The organism is Niveispirillum sp. (assembly GCF_017996735.1).
Classification (GTDB): Bacteria; Pseudomonadota; Alphaproteobacteria; order Azospirillales; family Azospirillaceae; genus Niveispirillum.
In genome coordinates, this window is sequence record NZ_JAGOGJ010000057.1 from 21439 (window position 1) to 41073 (window position 19635).

General features: G+C 65.9%; 15 protein-coding genes. 10 read left to right on the forward strand and 5 right to left on the reverse strand.

Going from position 1 to position 19635, the window contains the following annotated elements:
• Positions 1-214 precede the first annotated feature (214 nt).
• The 4 genes from KBA48_RS17905 to KBA48_RS17920 are packed head-to-tail and all read left to right on the forward strand — an operon-like array spanning position 215 to position 4594.
• Complete coding sequence (locus tag KBA48_RS17905; protein WP_292908850.1) at positions 215-1405, forward strand: hypothetical protein; 1191 nt, start codon at positions 215-217, stop codon at positions 1403-1405.
• Entirely contained in the window at positions 1402-2187 is a 786-nt protein-coding gene (locus KBA48_RS17910; protein WP_292908852.1) for a glycosyltransferase family 2 protein, read from the forward strand. Before KBA48_RS17905 ends, KBA48_RS17910 begins: the two co-directional genes overlap by 4 nt.
• Positions 2184-3500, forward strand: a complete 1317-nt coding sequence (locus tag KBA48_RS17915; RefSeq protein ID WP_292908854.1) for a lipopolysaccharide biosynthesis protein — start codon at positions 2184-2186, stop codon at positions 3498-3500. The genes KBA48_RS17910 and KBA48_RS17915 overlap by 4 nt, the downstream gene beginning before the upstream one ends.
• Positions 3494-4594: a glycosyltransferase family 4 protein gene (locus KBA48_RS17920; RefSeq protein ID WP_292908878.1), complete on the forward strand. Its 1101-nt coding sequence runs from the start codon at positions 3494-3496 to the stop codon at positions 4592-4594. Before KBA48_RS17915 ends, KBA48_RS17920 begins: the two co-directional genes overlap by 7 nt.
• On the opposite strand, the gene KBA48_RS17925 is transcribed toward KBA48_RS17920, so the two are convergent.
• Positions 4563-5456 (reverse strand): formyl transferase, encoded by an 894-nt coding sequence (locus KBA48_RS17925; protein WP_292908856.1) that lies wholly within the window; start codon positions 5454-5456, stop codon positions 4563-4565. The genes KBA48_RS17920 and KBA48_RS17925 overlap by 32 nt on opposite strands.
• A gap of 224 nt (positions 5457-5680) precedes the next feature.
• Between KBA48_RS17925 and KBA48_RS17930 the strand changes: the two genes are divergently transcribed.
• The 5 genes from KBA48_RS17930 (at position 5681) to KBA48_RS17950 (ending at position 11837) form a co-directional block, all read left to right on the forward strand.
• Positions 5681-8026, forward strand: a complete 2346-nt coding sequence (locus tag KBA48_RS17930; RefSeq protein WP_292908858.1) for a TonB-dependent receptor — start codon at positions 5681-5683, stop codon at positions 8024-8026.
• 72 nt (positions 8027-8098) lie between these two features.
• Positions 8099-9661, forward strand: a complete 1563-nt coding sequence (locus tag KBA48_RS17935) for a bifunctional 3-(3-hydroxy-phenyl)propionate/3-hydroxycinnamic acid hydroxylase (protein WP_292908860.1) — start codon at positions 8099-8101, stop codon at positions 9659-9661.
• Complete coding sequence (locus KBA48_RS17940) at positions 9649-10092, forward strand: heme-binding protein (RefSeq protein WP_292908862.1); 444 nt, start codon at positions 9649-9651, stop codon at positions 10090-10092. The genes KBA48_RS17935 and KBA48_RS17940 overlap by 13 nt, the downstream gene beginning before the upstream one ends.
• Before the next feature lie 12 nt (positions 10093-10104).
• Positions 10105-10980 (forward strand): VOC family protein, encoded by an 876-nt coding sequence (locus tag KBA48_RS17945; protein WP_292908864.1) that lies wholly within the window; start codon positions 10105-10107, stop codon positions 10978-10980.
• Between the two features lie 14 nt (positions 10981-10994).
• Complete coding sequence (locus tag KBA48_RS17950; RefSeq protein WP_292908866.1) at positions 10995-11837, forward strand: fumarylacetoacetate hydrolase family protein; 843 nt, start codon at positions 10995-10997, stop codon at positions 11835-11837.
• 53 nt (positions 11838-11890) lie between these two features.
• Here KBA48_RS17950 and KBA48_RS17955 read toward each other — a convergent pair whose 3' ends face one another.
• Both KBA48_RS17955 and KBA48_RS17960 read right to left on the reverse strand, forming a co-directional pair.
• Positions 11891-13843, reverse strand: a complete 1953-nt coding sequence (locus tag KBA48_RS17955; protein ID WP_292908868.1) for a glycoside hydrolase family 3 N-terminal domain-containing protein — start codon at positions 13841-13843, stop codon at positions 11891-11893.
• An 8-nt stretch (positions 13844-13851) separates the two neighbouring features.
• On the reverse strand, positions 13852-15198 hold the full coding sequence (locus tag KBA48_RS17960; RefSeq protein ID WP_292908870.1) for an MFS transporter: 1347 nt from the start codon (positions 15196-15198) through the stop codon (positions 13852-13854).
• 107 nt (positions 15199-15305) lie between these two features.
• Here KBA48_RS17960 and KBA48_RS17965 point away from each other — a divergent pair, with 107 nt between their 5' ends.
• On the forward strand, positions 15306-16223 hold the full coding sequence (locus KBA48_RS17965) for a LysR family transcriptional regulator (RefSeq protein WP_292908872.1): 918 nt from the start codon (positions 15306-15308) through the stop codon (positions 16221-16223).
• Here the strand turns inward: KBA48_RS17965 and KBA48_RS17970 are convergent.
• Together KBA48_RS17970 and KBA48_RS17975 are read right to left on the reverse strand one after the other, a co-directional pair.
• Complete coding sequence (locus KBA48_RS17970) at positions 16202-17956, reverse strand: SulP family inorganic anion transporter (RefSeq protein ID WP_292908874.1); 1755 nt, start codon at positions 17954-17956, stop codon at positions 16202-16204. The two genes, KBA48_RS17965 and KBA48_RS17970, sit on opposite strands and share 22 nt — an antisense overlap.
• Before the next feature lie 13 nt (positions 17957-17969).
• Positions 17970-19635: bifunctional protein tyrosine phosphatase family protein/NAD(P)/FAD-dependent oxidoreductase (locus tag KBA48_RS17975; RefSeq protein WP_292908876.1), on the reverse strand; the 1666-nt coding region annotated here is incomplete at its 5' end.

Consider the following 19635-nt stretch of genomic DNA (forward strand, 5'->3'; position numbering starts at 1 on the left):
ATGCCCCTCCCCACACCGATCGAGGAAGAAGAAGGGTCAGCCGACCCCTGGGATATATTCACAATACCGACTTCTGCTGTTCATTTTCGCGTTACAGAACAGGACAATTATAAAATTCCAGCTACTTCCAATGCAACCGTGCGCCCGATCTCCTCATTACCTGCTCACACCTCTCCCGCTGATTTGTCTTCCAAGAAGCCGTGAAGAGGCCGCCATGCGCATCGGTTTCCTTTTCAACCATGATCAGATTCATCAGGTCGCCCACAGCCTGCCCATCGCGCTGGCGTTGGCCAAGGGCGGCTTTGGCGGAGAGATCATCGTTGCCACCACCAGCGACCGCATGAAGCGGGAGGTGCTGCGCATGGCCGGTGATGCCATCGGACAGGGCGTCACCCATGTCGACCTGGACCTCGGCACCCGATCGCGCACGCTCTCACACCTGCTGGAATTCGCTGTTCCATCGCGCAAGCTGCTGGTCTATGGCGACAATCTGGATTTCTTCCGCAGCCTGGACATTCTGGTCGTCGCGGAGAAGACCTCGCTGGTCCTGAAATCATTGTACGGGCTGAAGGATCTGAAGATCGTCCATACCCGCCACGGTGCCGGCGACCGGGCCATCGGCTTCAACAAGGCCAGCGCCGGCTTTGACCATGTCCTCTGCTCCGGGCCCAAGATCAGGGAACGGCTGATCGCGGAGGCGGGCTTGGCGCCGGAAAGGGTCAGCATCGTGGGATATCCCAAGTTCGATGCGCCCGACCCCAGTGTCAGCCTGTTCCCCGTGCAGAACCGCAAGCCGGTGGTCCTCTACAACCCGCACTGCTCGCCCCACCTTTCTTCCTGGTTCCAGCATGGGCGGCAGGTGCTGGATTTCTTCCTGGAGAATGATGATTATCAGTTGATCTTCGCGCCGCACGTCATGCTGTTCGAACGCAAGCTGGTGGTTACGATCGACAAGCTGCGCATTGACCGGCCCGGCCATATCGACGAACGCTACCTTCGCGCCCCCAATATCCATATCGACCTGGGCAGCCGTGCGTCGACCGACATGAGCTACACATTGATGGCCGACATATATCTCGGCGATGTCAGCAGCCAGATATATGAATTCCTTGTGCGTCCGCGCCCCTGCCTGTTCCTGAACAGCCATGGGGTGCAATGGCAGGACAATCCCAACTATGCCCATTGGCGGGCGGGTCCCGTCATCGACCATCCAGGCCAACTGGCCGAAGGGTTGAAACGGGCCAGCGATAAATTCCAGACCACCTACCGCGCCGTACAGGAAGAGATGTTCGCCCGCAGCTTCGATCTACACGAACGCCCCTCATCCGAGCGCGCCGCCGAGGTGCTGATGAGGCTGGCCAGTCATAAACCGCACCAGACTGTCGCGCTGGGCATGTCTGCATGACGCGGCTTATCACCATCCTTCTGCCCTTCTTCAACGAGGAAGGCTGGATCGGGGCCACGATCGACAGTCTGACCGGGCAATCGGACAGGCGCTTTCACCTGCTGCTGCTGGACAATGGCTCCACCGATGGCGGGCGGGCCGAAGCGCTCCGGCATCTTGCATCCCTGCCGGACGCGATCACGTCCAGCATCATGGACGTAACGACCCCCGGCAAGGTGAACGCTCTTGCCGCTGGGCTGGCACAGGTCGACACGCCCTTTGTCGCGATCTGCGACGCGGACACACTCTACCCTGCCGGCTATATCGGCCGTTGCCTGTCGCTGTTCGCGGCATATCCCGATGCCGTTGCGACCATGGCCGTCGATCTTTATGATCCGGTGGGCACGCAGGCCGCGTACAGGCGCATCCGGAAGGTTGTGGGCAAGGCGCGGATGTTCCGCGACCGTTGCCATGCCGGCGGCTACGCCCAAGCCTTCCGCACGGACGCCCTGCGCCAGGCCGGCGGGTTTGACCTCAAGCGCTGGCCATTCGTGCTGGAGGATCATGAAATCGTGCATCGCATCCACCGGCTGGGTCGCTCTGTCTATGATCCCGGCCATTACTGCCACCCGTCGCCGCGCCGCGCCGACAGGCGCAGGGTGACGTGGACGCGGCTGGAACGATTGATCTACCGGTGTGCGCCACGGCGGCTGATGGATTGGTTCTTCTATGATTTTCTCTGGCGGCGGCTGGAACGCCGCAACGCCTTCTCCGTCGCCCTGAGGGAAAAGAATTGGACATGAGTGCGACCAGTGGCACCCCGCCACGCGGGGCTCTGCGCCGTATTTTCGGTGGGCTGGGTCTGGTCCTGGGCGGCAAGGCGGGGGCGGGGTTGATCAGCCTTGCCTATCTGGTCATCGCCACGCGCGCGCTGGGTCCGCATGATTACGGCGTGCTGGTGTTGATCCATGGCTATGTCACCACCGTGTGCGGCATCGTGGAATTCCCCGCCTGGCAGGCCATTGTCCGCTATGGCGCCGACGCACAGCGGGAGGGGAGCCGCCATAGGCTGGCCCGGCTGCTACGTTTCGGGGCGCGGGTGGAACTGTTGGGCGGTCTGGCCGCCATCCTGGTTGCGGCGCTGTGTGCCCCCATCGTCGGCCCCCGCCTTGGCTGGCCGGAAACGGCCCTTATGTTGGCTGTCCCCTACAGCCTGGCTGTCTTGGGTTCGGTCCGTTCCACACCGGCGGGATATCTCCAGCTTCTTAACCGCTTCGACCTGCTGGGGCTACATAATCTGGTGGCGCCCGGCGTGCGGCTGGCCGGGGCGGCGCTGGTGGCCGGGGCCGGCTGGGGACTGACGGGTTTCCTGATTGCCTGGCTGCTGGCCGCATTGGCGGAATTCGCCAGCCTCTGGACCATGGGCCTGTGGTGCGCCGCGCGCGAACTGGCGCCGGAGTTGCGGCGACCGGAAGCCGGCAGCCCCGTGGCCGATAATCCCGGCATCTGGCGCTTCATGCTGGCCAGCAATGCCGACGTCACATTGTCGGAACTGGCGGGCCGGGCGGCACCGCTGATCGTGGGATGGGTGCTGGGGCCGACGGCAGCCGGCCTGTTCTCCGTGGCGCAGCGGGTCACCGTGCTGATCGCGCAGCCCGCCCAGATCCTGGGCAACACGGTTTATCCTGAACTGGCGCGCATGGTGGCAGGCGGCCAGGGTGGGGTGGCCCTGCGCCTGACCTTGGGCCGTGTCGTCGCCATCGCATTGAGTGCCGCCCTTCCGATCATCGCCATCGTCTGGCTGTTCGCCCCCGAGATCGTGGGCATGATCGCGGGGTCAGCCTTCGCAGACGCGGCCAGCCTCATGGTCGTGCTGGTGCTGGCCCGCGCGCTGGCCCTGGTGGCCCCCCCTTGTTCGGCCGCCCTGACGGCGCTGGGTCGCCCCGGCTGGTCCATGAGCGCCAATCTGGCGGCCAACCTGCTGTTCCTGCCGGTCCTGCCGGTCCTGCTGCACCTGTTCGGGTTGAACGGTGCAGGCATTCAGGCCGTCGGTCAGGCGGCAGCCGCCAGCCTGCTTCTGCTGATGCTTGTCTGGAAACGGAGTGGCGCATCGTGACGGCCCCGCGTATCGCCTATGTCATCAATTCGGTGGAGGGCGGTGGGGCTGCCCTGCCCGTGCCCGCCGTCACCCAGGTGATGCGAGCGGCGGGTGCCACGGTGCGCGTCTTCGCCCTGACCCGTCGCGATGGCCGTGCCCTGCCGCCCATGCTGGCGGCCGGGTTGGACCCGCTGGTGCGCGACGGCGGGGTGTCCGATCATTGGCAGGCTTTGCGCTGGCTTGACCGGGAGGTTCGGGCCTGGGGTGCCACCCACCTCTGGACCTCGCTCAGCCGTGCGACCATTCTGGGTCTGCTGCTGGGACCACGCCTTGGCCTGCCAGTGATCTGCTGGCAGCATGCGGCCTTCCTGAAGCCATGGAACCGGCGGCTGATGCGGTTGCTGCAATCAAGAGCCCTGTTATGGGTAGGCGATTCCGCTTCCGTAACGACCCTGACGCAACAACGTCTGGGGGTGACGGCGGACAGGATGGCGACCTGGCCCATCTTCGCTGCCGATCCGGGACAGCCCATGGCCGCCGCCTGGAAACCGGGACAGGTCCTGCAACTCGGCAGTCTGGGCCGCCTGCATCCCGTCAAAGGCTATGATGTGCTGATCGAGGCGCTGGCTTTGCTGCGGCGCAAGGGCTTCACTCCGCCCTGCCCGATGCGCCTGACCATCGCGGGTGAGGGTGAAGAACGCATTAAGCTGGAAACATTGGCGCAGGAGCAGGGCGTCACGGAACTGGTGATGCGCGGTTATGTCGACAGGCCCTGGGATTTTCTGGCCGGACTGCATCTCTATCTTCAGCCGTCGCGTTCCGAGGGGTTCTGCATCGCCGCGCACGAAGCCATGGCAGCGGGCCTGCCCGTGCTGGCCTCGGCCGTGGGGGAAATCCCCTACAGTATCCAGGACGGCGTTACGGGCCATGTCGTGCCGCCCCGTGACGCGGCTGCCCTGGCCGACCGGCTGGGAACGATGCTGGCCGATCCGGGGCGGCTGCACGTCATGGGCATCCAGGCCCGACAGCATATTCTGGATCGTTTCTCCATCGACCGTTTTACCCGCACGGGAACGGAGATCATGCGCCGGATCGCCCCCAGCGCCGATTGATGTCCAGCCACAGCCCGGCCATAGACCGGTCGATATATTTCACGTCGATCAGCGTGACCCCTCCCCCGCCGCTCAAGGTATGCATGCCGTCACGATAGTGACCGACCGAGGCGGGCATGTCCAACGGGGGGGCGGGGGTGGCGGCAAACCCGGTCTCGTCCAGCCGGTCGATCCAAAGCGGACGGATCGCCCCGCCATAGGTGCGGGTACAATCCTGCGTGGGCAGCAGGATACGATTGCCGATGGCCAATGCCGTGCCGCCGGGCCGTGCAGAGGAACGGTCGATGCGCACAGGATTGCCCGGATGCGGAAACCAGGGCCCCGTGATCCGTTCCGCCCAGGCCACATGCAGATGGCCCACCTTGGTCGCCTTGCTATCGGCCGGGGAATAGAACAGCCACCACCGCCCCCCATGGTAAAGGGGTGTGGCATCCACCGGCACGCAATCAAGCCGGATCTCCGTCTCCCGCACCCAATCATGCGGGCCGGCGCTCATGCGGTAGAGATAGAGGGCGCCCGACCGGTGCGCCTCCGGCAGCATCCAGACCGCCCCATCCGCCTCGAACACCACCGGATAGGAGAGGTGCCAGGGCTCCGCCAGACAGGGCCGGCGCTCCCGAACCTGGAACCGTTCATCCAGGGTCAGCAACTCAATGGTGCCGTGGCGCGTGGCATAATCATAGACCTCGGCGAACAGGTGCAGATGATCCGCCCCGCGCCAGGCAAAAGGGTCGGCCAGAAAGCGGAAGCGCGGCTCCTCCGGCAACCAATGAACCTTGGCGCCGGCCATCCCTTCGGCCATGACGGCCTCCAGGGGCCGGGCGATCAGCCCGCATCTCCAGATATCCTTGCGGCGGGGCATTCCAACTCCTTACAGCAAACTCCGGTTATCAGTTCCCATCACCGGCTTCAACCATGGCCAGGCGGTTGCGGCTGGAAGAGGACAGATGAGCCATAAGCAAAATTGGGTACCTGGGCATTTATCATCATTGGACAATGATGCTGCCGACAGGCACTTCCTTCCCAAAACCATTGCCGGTCCGGTGCATCGCCGTCCGGCCATATTGATGTGAAGGGAGGAAGAGAATGACTTTCCAGCCGAACCGGCGCCATGGCCTGCTGGCCACCACCATGCTTGCCGCCGCGATGATGCCGGCACACGCCCAGCAGACCGAAGAGAGCTTCGTTCTGGAAGAGATCGTGGTGACGGCGCAGAAGCGGGCGGAGCGCCTGCAGGATGTGCCGCTGGCCGTCAGTGCGCTTTCCGCCGATACGCTGGCCAATTCCCAGGTCAGCAGCACGGCCGGCGTTGCCGCCCTGGTGCCGTCGCTGACCTATACCCAGTCGACCAGCGACCTGAACAACAATGTCCGCATCCGCGGCGTGGGTACCGCCCTGTTCAATGCCGGCCTGGAATCCGCCGTGTCCTTCGTGGTGGATGGTGTGGTCATGTCGCGCCAGGGCCAGGGTTTACAGGACCTGATCGATGTGGAGCGGGTGGAAGTGCTGCGCGGGCCGCAGGGCACGCTGTTCGGCAAGAACGCCACCGCCGGCGTGATTAACATCGTGACCAAGCGCCCGGCCCGCGATTTTGAAGGTGTCGCGGAAATCGGCATCGCCGAACAGGGCGAATACCGCGCCCGCGCCTCTGTCTCCGGCCCGATCAGCGAGACGGTGGGCGCCCGCCTGACCGGCTATTACACCGATAATCGCGGTTATGTTTACGATCATGGCCGGGGCAAGCATGTCTATGGCGGCCGTGACGTGGGCGTGCGGGGCAAGATCGACTGGCAGGCGACGGAGAACCTGAACATCCTGTTCACGGCCGATGCCCGCGACAGCGAAAGCGATTGCTGCCAGCCGATCCCCTATCAGACGACCAACACCGTGCTGGCCGGCATCCGGGGGCCGGTTGTCGCCTCGCCCGAAAACCGCAGCGTCAACAGCGGCGACACGCGCACCTTCGCCAATTCCGATCAGGCCGGCGGGTCGGTGGAGGCCAATCTGGACCTGGGCGACCATGTCCTGACCTCCGTCACTGCCGTGCGCAACTGGAAGATCGAGAATAATGTCGATGTGGACGGGTTCAATTCCGCCACGCCGCTCTATCTGCCATTTGGCAACGGCTATTTCGGGGTCAATGGCGGCACCGCCGATATCAGCCAGTTCACCCAGGAACTGCGCCTGTCATCCGCCGCGAACCAGCCGCTGACCTACACGTTCGGCCTGTTCTATTTCAACCTGGACCTGGACCGCGCCTTCACCCGTCGGGTGGGCGGCTGCGTCACGCCGGGCACCGCCTTCGGCCAGCCCTGCGCCACCTCCTTCTTCTCCTCCTCCAATCACGAGGCGAACACCAAGACGGACAATTACGCCGCCTTCGGTCAGGTGGAATATGAACTGACCGACGCGCTGTCGGCCTTTGCCGGTTTCCGTCTGCAGCGGGAGAAGGTGTCCTACAGCGGCACCCGTTTCGGCACGGCGCCCTATGCCGGTGACCGGCTGCTGTTCGCCGCCTCCACCGGGTCGGGCAGCGTGTCCGACACCGACCTGTCGGGCAAGGCCGGCCTGAAATATGAGATCGACCGCGATGCCCAGGCCTATTTCACCTGGTCGCGCGGGTATAAGGGCCAGGGCTATGACGTCGAACTGACGGCGAATTTCGCCAATCAGACGCCCGTGCGCCCGGAAACCGTGAATTCCTATGAACTGGGCTGGAAGCAGCAGGCGCTGAACGGCCGCCTGATCCTGAACAGCGCCCTGTTCTATGCCAAGTATCAGGACCTGCAGGTCCAGTCGACCATCGCGCCCAACGTGTCGGTGCCGACCAATGCCGGCTCCTCGGTCTCCAAGGGGGCAGAGGTCGAGTTCCAGGCCCGCGCCACCTCCGCGCTCAGCATCAATGGCGGCGTCACCTATCTGGATGCCAAGTTCGATGCCAACCGGATCGCCTGCGCCCTGCCGGCCCAGGCATCGGCCATCACTCTGGCGACGGGGGCGGCTGAACCGGTCAATAGCTGCTTCCGTCTGGGCAGTGGCACGGTCCAGAATGTGCGCGGCGGTGACCTGCCCAACGCCCCGCGCTGGCGCGGCAACATCAATGTCCGGTACGAGGATGAAATCGCGACCGACTGGAACGGTTTCGCCCAGGTCGGGTTCAACACGCAGAGCGGCACCACCTTCTCGCTGGAGCAGGATGCCGGCCTGACCCAGGGCGGGTACAGCACCATCGACCTGTCGGTCGGTGTGCTGTCGCAGGACGACACTTATCAACTGACCCTCTATGTCCGCAACCTGACCGACAAGCATTTCGCGACCGGCATGCAGCGCGACAACATCCTGACCAATGCCGCCAACCCCGGCAACATCCTGTACTTCACCTCCAAGGAAGCGGCCCGGTACATGGGCGGCACCCTGCGCGTGAAGTTCTGATGCCAAACGGCCGGCGGTCGCCACCCTGGCGGTCCGCCGGCCCCGTTCTTCACGAGAACCCCCAAGGCCGCCATGATCCATGACGTTGCCATCGTCGGTTGCGGTCCCGTCGGGGCCACGGCCGCCCATCTGTTGGGAAAGACCGGGCTGTCGGTCCTGGTGCTGGAACGCGAGCCGGACCCGCACCCCCTGCCGCGCGCCGTCCATATCGATCACGAGATGATGCGCATTTTCCAGGGCATCGGCCTGATCGACCGGCTGCTGCCCCTGATGCGCGAGACCGACGGGCACCTGCATATCGGTGCCGATGGCGGGGTGATCCGCTATCTCGGTTCCGCCGGACAGGCCCGTCCCTTCGGCTGGGCCAACGATTACTTCTTCTATCAACCGGAACTGGAAGCCGTGCTGCGCGGCGGTTTATCGGTCTATCCCGCCATCGACCTGCGCCTGGGCGCGGAACTGGTGGGGCTGGACCAGGGGGACGACCATGTCACCCTGCACCTGGCCGATGGCGGCCAGGCTCATGCCCGCTATGTCATCGCCTGTGACGGCGCGCGCAGCATGGTGCGCAAGGCGCTGGACATCCGCCTGGACGATCTGCGGTTCGAGGAACCGTGGCTGGTCGTGGATGCCGAACTGGACGGTCCGGTACAGTTTCCCGCCTTCACCGGCCTGCCGCCGGCGGCCAACCTGCAAAAATTATCGGTGATGCTGTGCGATCCACGTCGGCCCGCCACCATCGTGCCGGGGCGCGGCAACCATCGCCGCTGGGAATTCATGCTGCTGCCCGGCGAGGATGACCGGGAGATGATGCAGCCGGGGAAGGTGGCGGAACTGCTGGCCCCCTGGGTGGCGGGCATTCCGCACCGGCTGGTCCGCGCCGCAACCTACCGGTTCCACGGGCTGGTGGCGCTGGAATGGCAACGGGGCCGGGTGTTCCTGGCCGGTGATGCCGCGCACCAGACCCCGCCCTTCTTCGGGCAGGGCATGTGCCATGGCCTGCGCGACGTCGCCAATCTGGCCTGGAAACTGGAACTGCTCCTGTCGGGACGGGCGGATGCCGCCCTGCTGGCCACCTATCAGCCGGAACGCGATCCGCATGTGCGGGCGGTGATCGGTGCCGCCGTGGCCGCCGGTCGCTATATCTGCGAACTGAACCCGGCCAAGGCGGCGGCACGTGATGCCGAGATGCGGCAGCGCGCGGCCACACCCGGCGCCACCGCCGCCGATCTGATCCCACCCTACCGCGCCGGTGTCGTAGGGTCCGGCGGGGGGCCGCGCTTCATCCAGCCGCGCGTTACCGACGCCGATGGCAAGGCCCGGTTCCTGGATGATGTGACGGGCGGCGGTTTTGTGCTGCTGCGGGGACCGCAGGCGGGCGACGCCCCCCCGCCGACACCGTTGACGGATCTGGGTGTGAAGGTCTGCCGCATCGGGCGGGATATCGTGGATGATGGCGGCATGCTGGCCGCATGGTTCGACCGCAACGGGTTGGGCCCGGACGCATCCATATTGCTGCGCCCGGACGCCTATGTCTTTGGCGTCGCCGCCGATGATGGCGCCCTGACCGCCCTGGCGGACCAACTGGTCGCCACCCTGCACCTGATCAAGGAGAGCATCGCATGTCCAGCCTGACCCTGGCCGCCGCGGCCAATATCGTGGATGAGGCGCTGGCCGAGGCCCGCCGTCGTGCCTATGCCCCGCTCTGCGTCGCCGTGCTGGATGCCGGCGCGCATCTGGTGGCGTTGAAGCGGGAGGATGGGGCCAGCCTGATGCGGCCGCAGATCGCCATCGCCAAGGCCACGGGCGCCCTGGGCATGGGCTATGGCAGCCGGGAGCTGGCCCGCCGCGCCAACGCGTCGCCCACCTTCTACAACGCCCTGTTCGCGATCAGCGGTGGGGCCATGGCGCCGTCGCCGGGTGGTGTGCTGATCCGCGATGCGGCGGGCGCCTTGATCGGCGCCGTTGGCATCAGCGGCGATACGGGCGACGCGGATGAGGCCTGCGCCCTGGCCGGCATCGCCGCCACGGGCCTGATCGCCGATCCCGGCCTGCCCACCAGTTGAGGGGAACGGACCATGCGTCTGCGCAGCATCGAACTGAACCTGTCGGGGGCCGCCCAGGCCGCTGACTTCCTGACCGGCACCTGGGGACTGGCCCCTGCTGAAACCGGGGCAGATGGCACGCGCTATCTGCGCGGGTCCGGGCCTTTCCCCTATCTGGTGGCCTTGACGGAGGCGGACGGCCCCTCCATCCGCTGCACGACCTTCGTCTCTGATGAGGCGGTTGTGGCGGGGATTGCCGCCCGCGCCCGTGATGCCGGCTGGCCCGTGCAGGACACGGTGTCGGCCGATCCCGGCGGCGGGGCCGGCATTCTGGTGCAATTGCCGGAGGGGGAGGTTTTCCGCTTCCTCTATGGCGCCGGCGAGGTGGCCCCGATCACCGGCCGCGACCTGCCCGTGAAGCTGACCCATGTCGTGATGAATTCCACCGATGCGGAGTGGACGGCAACGACAGCGGAGCGGGTTCTGGGCTTCCGCGTGTCCGACCGCACCAAGGGCATGGTCTTTGTCCGTTGCAACACCTCCCACCATTCGGTGGCGTTCGCGCGGGCGGGGCACAGTTCGCTGAACCATGTCGCGTTCGAGATGCAGGACCTGGACGCCGTGATGCGCGGCATCGGCCGTCTGCGCGATAGCGGCATGGCACCCGCCTGGGGGCCGGGCCGGCATGGGCCGGGCGACAATGCCTTCGCCTATTTTGTGGCACCCTTCGGGGCCGTGGTCGAATTCTCCACCGCCGTGGAGATCGTGTCCGACGATTACCATGTCGGCGCGCCCGACGATTGGACCTGGCCGAAGAACCGCATCGATCAATGGGGCATTTCCGACAAGGACGTGGCGGCCCTGGCCGCCGCCGAACGCAATTTCCGTTACCGCCCCCTGACTGTCTGAGGACCCGTAAATCCATGAAACTGATCAGCTTTCGCCATGGCGCCATCGACAGTTACGGTCTGGTCGATGACCAGCAGGTGCTGGACCTGGGGGCCGTCGCCGGTGCCGAGGCACCCGATCTGAAGACGGCCCTGGCCAAGGGCCTGCTGCCCGCCCTGGCCGCGCGCCCTGCCCCCGTACTGCCGCTGTCGTCGGTGACCCTGCTGCCGACCCTACCCAATCCGGGCAAGATCTTCTGTGTCGGCCATAATTATGAAAAGCATCGGCAGGAGACAGGTCGGGCCAAGGTGGGCCATCCGTCCATCTTCACCCGCTTTGCCGACACGCTGACCGCCCACCGCGCCCCCATCGTCCGGCCGCGTGTTTCCACCAGCCTGGATTTCGAGGGCGAACTGGCCATCGTCATCGGCAAGGGCGGGCGCTATATCCCCGAAGACGAAGCGATGGCCCATATCGCCGGCTTCACCTGCGCCAACGACGCCTCCGTGCGCGATTGGCAGTGGCATACCCAGCAATTCACGCCGGGCAAGAACTTTCCCGCCACGGGCGCGCTGGGTCCCTGGCTGGTGACGCCGGAGGAGATCACGGACCTGCCCGCCGTGACCGTGACCACGCGCCTGAACGGGCAGGTGGTGCAGCAGGCGCCGCTGGCCGATCTGATCTTCCCGCTGCCCGTGATCGTGGCCTATCTCTCCAGCTTCACCCCCCTGTCGCCGGGTGACGTGATCCTGACCGGCACGCCGGGCGGTGTCGGGGCCAAGCGCGAACCCCCGCTCTGGATGAAGCCGGGCGACGTGGTGGAGGTGGATATCTCCGGCGTGGGGCTGCTCCGCAACGACATCGTGGATGAAGTGTAAAGAATGAGGGGGGCGGAAAATTCCGCCCCCCTTTTATTCCGTCCTCGTAATAATCAGCCATCACGGCCGAAGCCGGAGACATAGAGCGGCTTTTCGCTGTCCGCCGATACGTCCGGCAACTGCTTCTCCACAGCGTCCATCGAAGAGGGCAGTTCAAAGGGCAGCCGCCCCTGGAACCGGGCCTTGCCGGTCAGCATATCCAGCAGGGCGGCATCCGACGCGCCGAAATCGCCGATCAGGACGGATGCCTTTTCCTTGATGGGACCCAGGATCGCCGGACGGTCCAGATAGGTGCTGACAATCACCGGCAGGCCCGCCGCTGCCGCGCGTTCCACGGCCAGACGGTCGGGATTGTCTGCTGCGAAAGCCAGGGAGCCTTCATGGTGGCGCGAGCCGAAGAAATAGGCCGGCCGAGTGGTGAAGGGTGTTGCGATGCGCAGCAGGGCGATGTCGGCCTGTTCGGGGCTGTCCACCACCGTGAAGCCACGTTCGGCGACAAGGGCGGCATCCATCTTCCACAGCCAGACACGCGGCTTGGCCCTGGCATCCAGCGGCAGGGTGCCGGGTGCGGCTTCCAGCAGGACCAGCGACCGGCGCTGTGCCTCCATGGACTTTTCCCGGTCGGCCGGATTGCCGACGATGGCTTCCGCCGCGTCGGCATCGACATAGGGGTTTTCAAACAGGCCAAGCTGGAACATCACAACCAGCATGCGGCGCACCGAAACGTCGATCCGGTCGGGCGAGATGCGCCCGCTTTCGACCAGCCGCATCAGGATATCCGGGTCCATGACCCCGCCGAACTGGTCCACCCCCGCATCCAGGGCCTTGGCGAAGCGCTCCGGCTTGCTCAGTTCCTCAACGCCCCAGGGCATGCCGACCTCGTCATGCTTCAAGGTGCCTTGCAGGCAGGGCGTCAGGCAGTCATCGGTGATCTTCCAGTCGGTCAGCACGAAACCGTCGAAACGGTAGGTATCGCGCAGCAACTCCGTCAGCATCTGCCGACTGAACCCGGCCGCCACGGGTTCGGCGGGGCGGCCATTGATGGTGATATCGGTCGGCAGCTTGCCATAGGTGGGCATGACGCCCGTTGTTGCGGCCCGGAACGCCCCCTTGAACGGGGCCACATGCCGGTCGAACCAGCCGCCGGGAAAGGCAATGTCGCGGCCATAGGGATTGTGCGCGTCATAACCCTCGGGCTGCGCGCCATAGCCGGCCCAATGTTTCACTACGGTGGCGACGCCGCCGGGCGCCAGCCCGTCCGCCGCGCCCTGGAACCCCTCCACATAGGCCTGGACGAACCGTTCCACCTTGGCCGGATCGTCGCCGAAGGTGCCGTTGGTGCGCGGCCAACGGGGCTCGCTGGCCAGATCGGCCATGGGGGACAGGGCCATGCTGATGCCCATGGCGCGGTATTCCCGCGCCGCGATGCGGCCGAATTCCCGCACCAGATCGGGATCACCCGTGGCCGCCATGCCCGGCGGTTCCGGCCATTGCGTGGATTTGCCGGCACTGACGCTGAGGCCGAATGTGGCCTGGAAATGGTTGCGCGGATCGGAACTGATGACCAGCGGAATGCCCAAGGGACTTTCCTCCGCCAGTTTCTGCGCCGCATTGGCCATGCTGGCCATGGCGCGCGGGGTGACGGAGACGCGATTGATATAGAAGCGGATATGCCGGTCGCGGATCTGTGGCGCGATGGCGGCCATGTCCCACGGATTGCGCAAGCCCCCGTCCAGGCCCGGCGGATTGCCATGCATCAGCAATCCCGCCTTCTCCGCCAGGTCCATGCGGCCCGTCAGGTCGGCGGCGCGGTCGGCCGCGCTCAACCGCCAATCCTCGTACCGGTCCAGGCGGCCATTGCGGTTCAGATCCTTGAAGGACAGGCCATCGACCCTGATGACGGGCGTCGTGCGGTAGCCCAGCACGGGCTGGGCGGGGGTGCCGGCCTGCGCGGCGAGGGCCAGCGCCAGGGCGGCGGCGACGGATAGGCTCAGATGCTTTTTCATGTAAACCCTCAAGCGCCCTTGGGCGTGGTGGTCAGGGCCGGTTGCAGGGATTGCCGGCGGGCCAGGAAGATCAGGGCGGCGCAAAGCTGTGCGGCGGCCAGCAGCGACAAGGTGATCCACAGCGCGCCCGACTGCTGCTGTGCAACGCCGATGATCAGGGGACCCAGCACGCCGCCGATACGGTTGACACCGACGGCGACGCCAACGGCGGTGCTGCGCAGGCCCGTCTCATAGCTCATGGCGATGAAATTGTTCATCACAGCCTGCGCACCGAAGACACAGGCCCCGACCAGCGCCACCACGATCCAGGCCGTATTGGTGCCGATGGCGGGGATCAGCAGCAGCAGCGTGATCATGCCGCCCACAAAGCCGGCAGCCATGGCGTTGATCTGCCCATGCCGGTCGGCCAGCCAGCCGGAGAGCCCGCCCCCCACGATCTGCATGGCCATCAGCAGCGAGCCATAGGCAAAGGCCGCCTGCACCGGCGCCCCCTGTTCCAGGATGATGCTGGGCAGCCAGCCCGTCAGGCCATGGATGCAGAACAGGCTGAGGGCGCCCCCCACCCAGATGGTCAGCGTGACCCCGCGATAGCGGGGTCCCAGCAGGTCGGTCACCCGCGCCTTGCCATTGGCCGCTTCGCCGGACAGGAAGGTCGTGGCCTGACCATAGACATCCGCCCGTTCGGGCCGGGCGCGCGACAGGATGGCGGCGACATCGTCATGCCGCCCGCGCGCCACCAGGAACCGCACGGATTCCGGCAGCAGCCGATGCCCGATCAGGGCCATCGGCAGGGCCAGCGCCCCGATGGCGTACAGCCCGTGCCAGCCCCAGGTCGGCGCGATGGCAATCCCGGCCAGACCGGCGGCGATGCCGCCCAGGGAGAAGGGCAGCACGAAGGCCAGAGTGGCATAACGGTTGGCGCAACGCTGCGGCGCCCATTCATTGATATAGACAAAGGCCAGGGGCGAGATCATGCCCAGGCACACGCCGAGAACGGCGCGCAGGGCGCAGAAAATGACAAAGTTGGGCGCCCAGAGCCAGAGCGCCAGACTGGCCAGTCCCAACCCCGTGACAGCGGCCAGCAGCACGCGGCGCCGGCCCCAGCGGTCGGCCAGCGGCCCCTGCAACAGCGCACCCGACGCCAGACCCGCCAGCCCGATGGACAGCATCAACCCGATCTGGAACGGGCTGAGCGCCCATTGCGCCTTCACATAGGGGGCAACATAGGCGGCATTGAACAGGTCGTACCCGTCGATGAACAGGATGGCGCCCATCAGCAGCGCGAAACGGATATGGAAAGCCCCCAGGCGCATATCGCCCAGTTCACGGGCCACATTGATCGCACGATCGGACATTCATTTCCCTCCCGATGCCGGACTTCGCCAGCTTCATGGTTCAGCGTTGACACCGTTCTGTACCCCCTGTCAAATAATGATAAGAGGCATTGTCATAGGTTAAAGTTATGGCTGTTGAAGCGAGCCAGATCGCCAATTTGCTGGCCATCGCGAAATACGGGTCCTTCACCCGCGCGGCGGAGGAGAAGGGAATATCGCAGCCGGCCCTGTCCAACAGCATCGCGCTTCTGGAACAGCGCCTGGGCGTGCGCGTGCTGGAACGCACGCGGCGCGGATCGACCCTGACCCCCTATGGCGAGATTCTGGTGCGCCGGGCCGAAGGCGTGCTGTCGCTGCTGACCGATGCGGAAACGGAGGTGAAGCGCCGGGCAGCCGGGGTCGATGGGCCCCTGCGCATCGGCGCCACGCCCAGCGTGCTCTCGACACTGCTGCCCCGGGCGCTGCGCCTGTTGCTGGCAGATGCCGGCCCGGTCGATATCGAGATCGTGGACGGGCTGGACGATACGCTGGTGCCCATGCTGCGCTCTGGCGCCATCGATATCATCCTCGGCCCCGTGGCAGAAATGTTCGGCAGCCCGCCCGACATCCTGGAACATGTGCTCATGCGGGACCCCTTTGCCATTGCGGTGGGACCGGACAGCGCGTTTTTTGATCGGGACCAGGTGTCGCTGGTGGAACTGGCCCAGGCGAAATGGGTGCTGCCCCGTCCGGGCAGCACCTATCGCCGGCATGTGGAGGCCCTGTTCATGACCGCCGGCATCGCCTGGCCACAGAACTGCATCCTGGCCAACTCCCTGCCCGTGCTGGAAAGCCTGGTGCGGTTTTCCGGCTGCGTCACGGTCGTGTCACTGGTGCAGATCACCGAAGGAAATCGCGACTTCAAGGTTGTCAGCCTGGAAGGCGCGGGTTTCCGGTCCATCGGCTACAAGCTGCGCCGGAATATGCGACCCAGCCCCTTGCTCGAAAAGCTATGCGTAATCCTGTCTTCAGAAATCAGCACCCTTTATGGACATGAAGCGCCCTGATTGAGGGGGCCGGCCTGGATTTCGATGCAAGACAGTGCCGCCCACGCATCGAACTGCGACAGAAATACGCGGCCTGTAAGGTGTTTCAGAAAATCGGTCTGGTGCAACTGGTCCATGACGGGCCCCTTCACTTCCGACAGGTGAAAGGTGACGCCGGAGGTCGTCAGCCGCTCGGTAATAGCCTCCAGGCTTTCCAGGGCGCTGGCGTCGATCAGGTTCACGGCCGAACACATCAGCACGACATGCTTCACCTCCGGCCGGGCGGCGACCAGCGCCTGGATACGGTCTTCCAGATAGCGGGCATTGGCGAAGTAGAGGCTTTCATCGACGCGTATCGACAGAAGCGAGGGACATTCATCGACACGGTGCCGCCCGACATTGCGGAAATGCTCCGTGCCGGGGACCCGTCCGACAATCGCCATATGCGGGCGGCTGGTCCGCCACAGGAACAGCAGCACGGACAGGACGACGCCCGCCATGATGCCGCTTTCAACCCCGACCAGCAGCACCAGCGCCATGGTGGCCGCCTGGGCCGCGAAGTCACTGCGTGAATAGCGGAAGATGCGAGCCAGGGCACCCAGGTCGACCAGCGACAACACCGCCACGATGATGGTTGCGGCCAGGACGGCCTGTGGCAGATGGAAAAACAACGGCGTGAGGAACAGGGCGGCCGTGGCGATGCCGCCGGCGGTCAGCACGCTGGCCATCGGGGTTTGTGCGCCGGCATCGAAATTGACCACCGACCGGGCAAAACCGCCCGACACCGGATAGCCACCCGTCAGCGCGGCCCCCAGATTGGCCGCTCCCAGCCCGATCAGTTCCTGATCGGCATCGATCCGCTGCCGGCGCTTGGCGGCCAGCGTCTGGGCAACCGACACGCTTTCCACGAACCCGACCAGCGACAGCAGCAGGGCCGCCGGCAGCAACCGGCCCCAGAGGTCGGCATCGAAGGATGGCAGGGTCAGCGGCGGCAGACCCTGCGGGATGGCCCCCACGATCCTGACACCGGCCCGGTCCAGATCCAGCAGGATCACCGCGCCGATGGAGACAGCGATGGCCGCCACGGGACCGGCCTTGGCGATCATGTCAGCCGGTCGCGGGCCCAGCCCGACCCGGCGCAGCAGCAGTTTCAGCCAGCGCCTGACACAGAACAGGAAGCCGGTGGCGGCCACCCCGATGATCAGCGTCGGTATGTTGATCCGGTCCATGCCATGCCACAACGCCCCCAGCATGGCGGGCAGCGTGTCGCCGCCGGCGGGAATGCCGGTAATGTGCTTGATCTGGCTGACCGCGATCAGGATGCCGCTGGCGCTGATAAAGCCGCTGATCACCGGATGGGACAGGAAATTCGCCACAAAACCCAGGCGGAGCAACCCCATCCCCAGCAGGATCAGACCCGACAGCAGGGCCAGCAGCAGCGCCGCCGCCAGATATTCGGGGCTGCCGGGGGTGGCGACCTGCGACACGGCCGCCGCCGTCATCAGGGAGACGACGGCCACCGGCCCCACGGCCAGGGTCCGGCTGGTCCCGAACAGGGCGTAGAGCAGCAGCGGCGCCACACTGGCATAAAGCCCGACCTGCGGCGGCAATCCGGCCAGCATGGCATAGGCCAGGCTTTGCGGGATCAGCATGATGGTGACGATAAGCGCGGCCAGGGCGTCGCTGGCCATGGTCTCACGGTCATAGCGGCGCAGCCAGATCAATGCCGGCAACAGGCGGTCGGGCTTCATCATCGCACGCCCCCCGTCATGATCGGGGCTTGCTGTCGCGGGGTTCGGCCGGGTCGTGCGGAAGCAGGGTGGGAGAGACCAGCCATTCCCTGCCGCGCAGCATGGCGTCCCAGTAGAGGGTCGGCAGCAGACTGGCCTTCAACAGCCAGGCGGAGCGCCGGGGTCTGGTGCTGTCCCAGGGGAATGTCGGCATCAGCTTGCCGCCATAGCCGAATTCGGCCAGGACCACCTTGCCACGCTCCACCGTCAGCGGGCAGGAGCCATAGCCGTCATAGACGGCGCGCAGCGGCGTGCCATCCAGCACGGCCAGCACATTCTCCGCCACCACGGGCGCCTGCTTGCGCGCGGCGGCCGCCGTCTTGGCATTGGGCGTCGAACAGGCATCGCCAAGGCCGAAGACAGAGCCGTATCGGGTGTGGCGCAGCGTCACCGGATCGACATCGACCCACCCTGCCCCATCGGCCAACGCCGACTGCCGGATGAAATCGTGCGGCACCTGCGGCGGCACGGCATGCAGCATGTCGAAGGACTTGGACACGCGGGTCACGGGACCATCGGCGGTGGCGACGTCGAACCAGGCGGTACGGCTGGCCCCATCCACCGCCTTCAGCACCGAACCGAAGCTGAGATTGGCGCCATAGCGCTGCACATAGGACATCAGCGTCGGCACATAGGCGGCCACCCCGAACAGGCTGGGGCCGGCCAGATTGAAATCAACCTCGATATCCTTCAGCACGCCACGCTTCTCCCACGCATGGCAGGACAGGTACATGGCCTTCTGTGGTGCGCCGGCGCATTTGATGGGCATGGGCGGCTGGGTGAACAAGGCCCGGCCTTGCTTCAGCCCACGCGCCAGTTCCCAGGTGTAGGGGGCCAGATCGAACCGGTAATTGGAGGTGACACCGTTGCGGCCCAGCGTGTCGGTCAGCCCCTCCACACCGGCCCAGTCCAGCTTCAATCCCGCCGCCACGATCAGGACCGCGTAGCCGATACGCTCCCCCTCCTCCAGCACCACCCGCCTCTTCTCCGGTTCAAACCCGGCACAGGCGGCGCGCAGCCATTTCACACCGGGCGGCAATGCCCGGGCCATGGGGCGTTCGGTACGGGCATGTTTGAAGGCGCCGCCGCCGACCAGGGTCCAGCCGGGCTGGTAATAATGTTTGTCCGCCGGTTCGATGATGGCGATGTTCAGGCCGGGCCGGCGCGACAACAGCGACGACGCGACCGCGCAGCCCGCCGCACCGCCACCGACGATCACGATATCGAAACGGTTGGCGGGCAAGGTCGGGGCGTCGGCCAGCCGGTCCCGCCGCGCCGGTTCGCCACGCCGCCAAAGCGCCAGCAGCCTGGGTTCCAGGGCAGAAAGGTCGTATCCGGCCTCCGCCGCCACGCCCAGGATGCTGGTGGGTGCCAGATGCGCGGCTTCCGACAGGGCCCAGAGCGTGGTGGACCTTGTCCCCGTCCGGCAATAGGCCAGGACAGGGCACGTCAGGCGCGCCGTTGCGGCGGCGAATGCCGTGACGTCATCATCATTCATGCCGCCAGAGATGACGGGCATATAGACGAACTCCAGGCCATGCAGGGCGCAGGCCGCCCTGATCCGGTCGGACGGGGGCTGGTTCCCGTCCTCTCCGTCGGGCCGGTTACAGATGATCGCGCGGTAACCTTGCGCGGCCAAAACC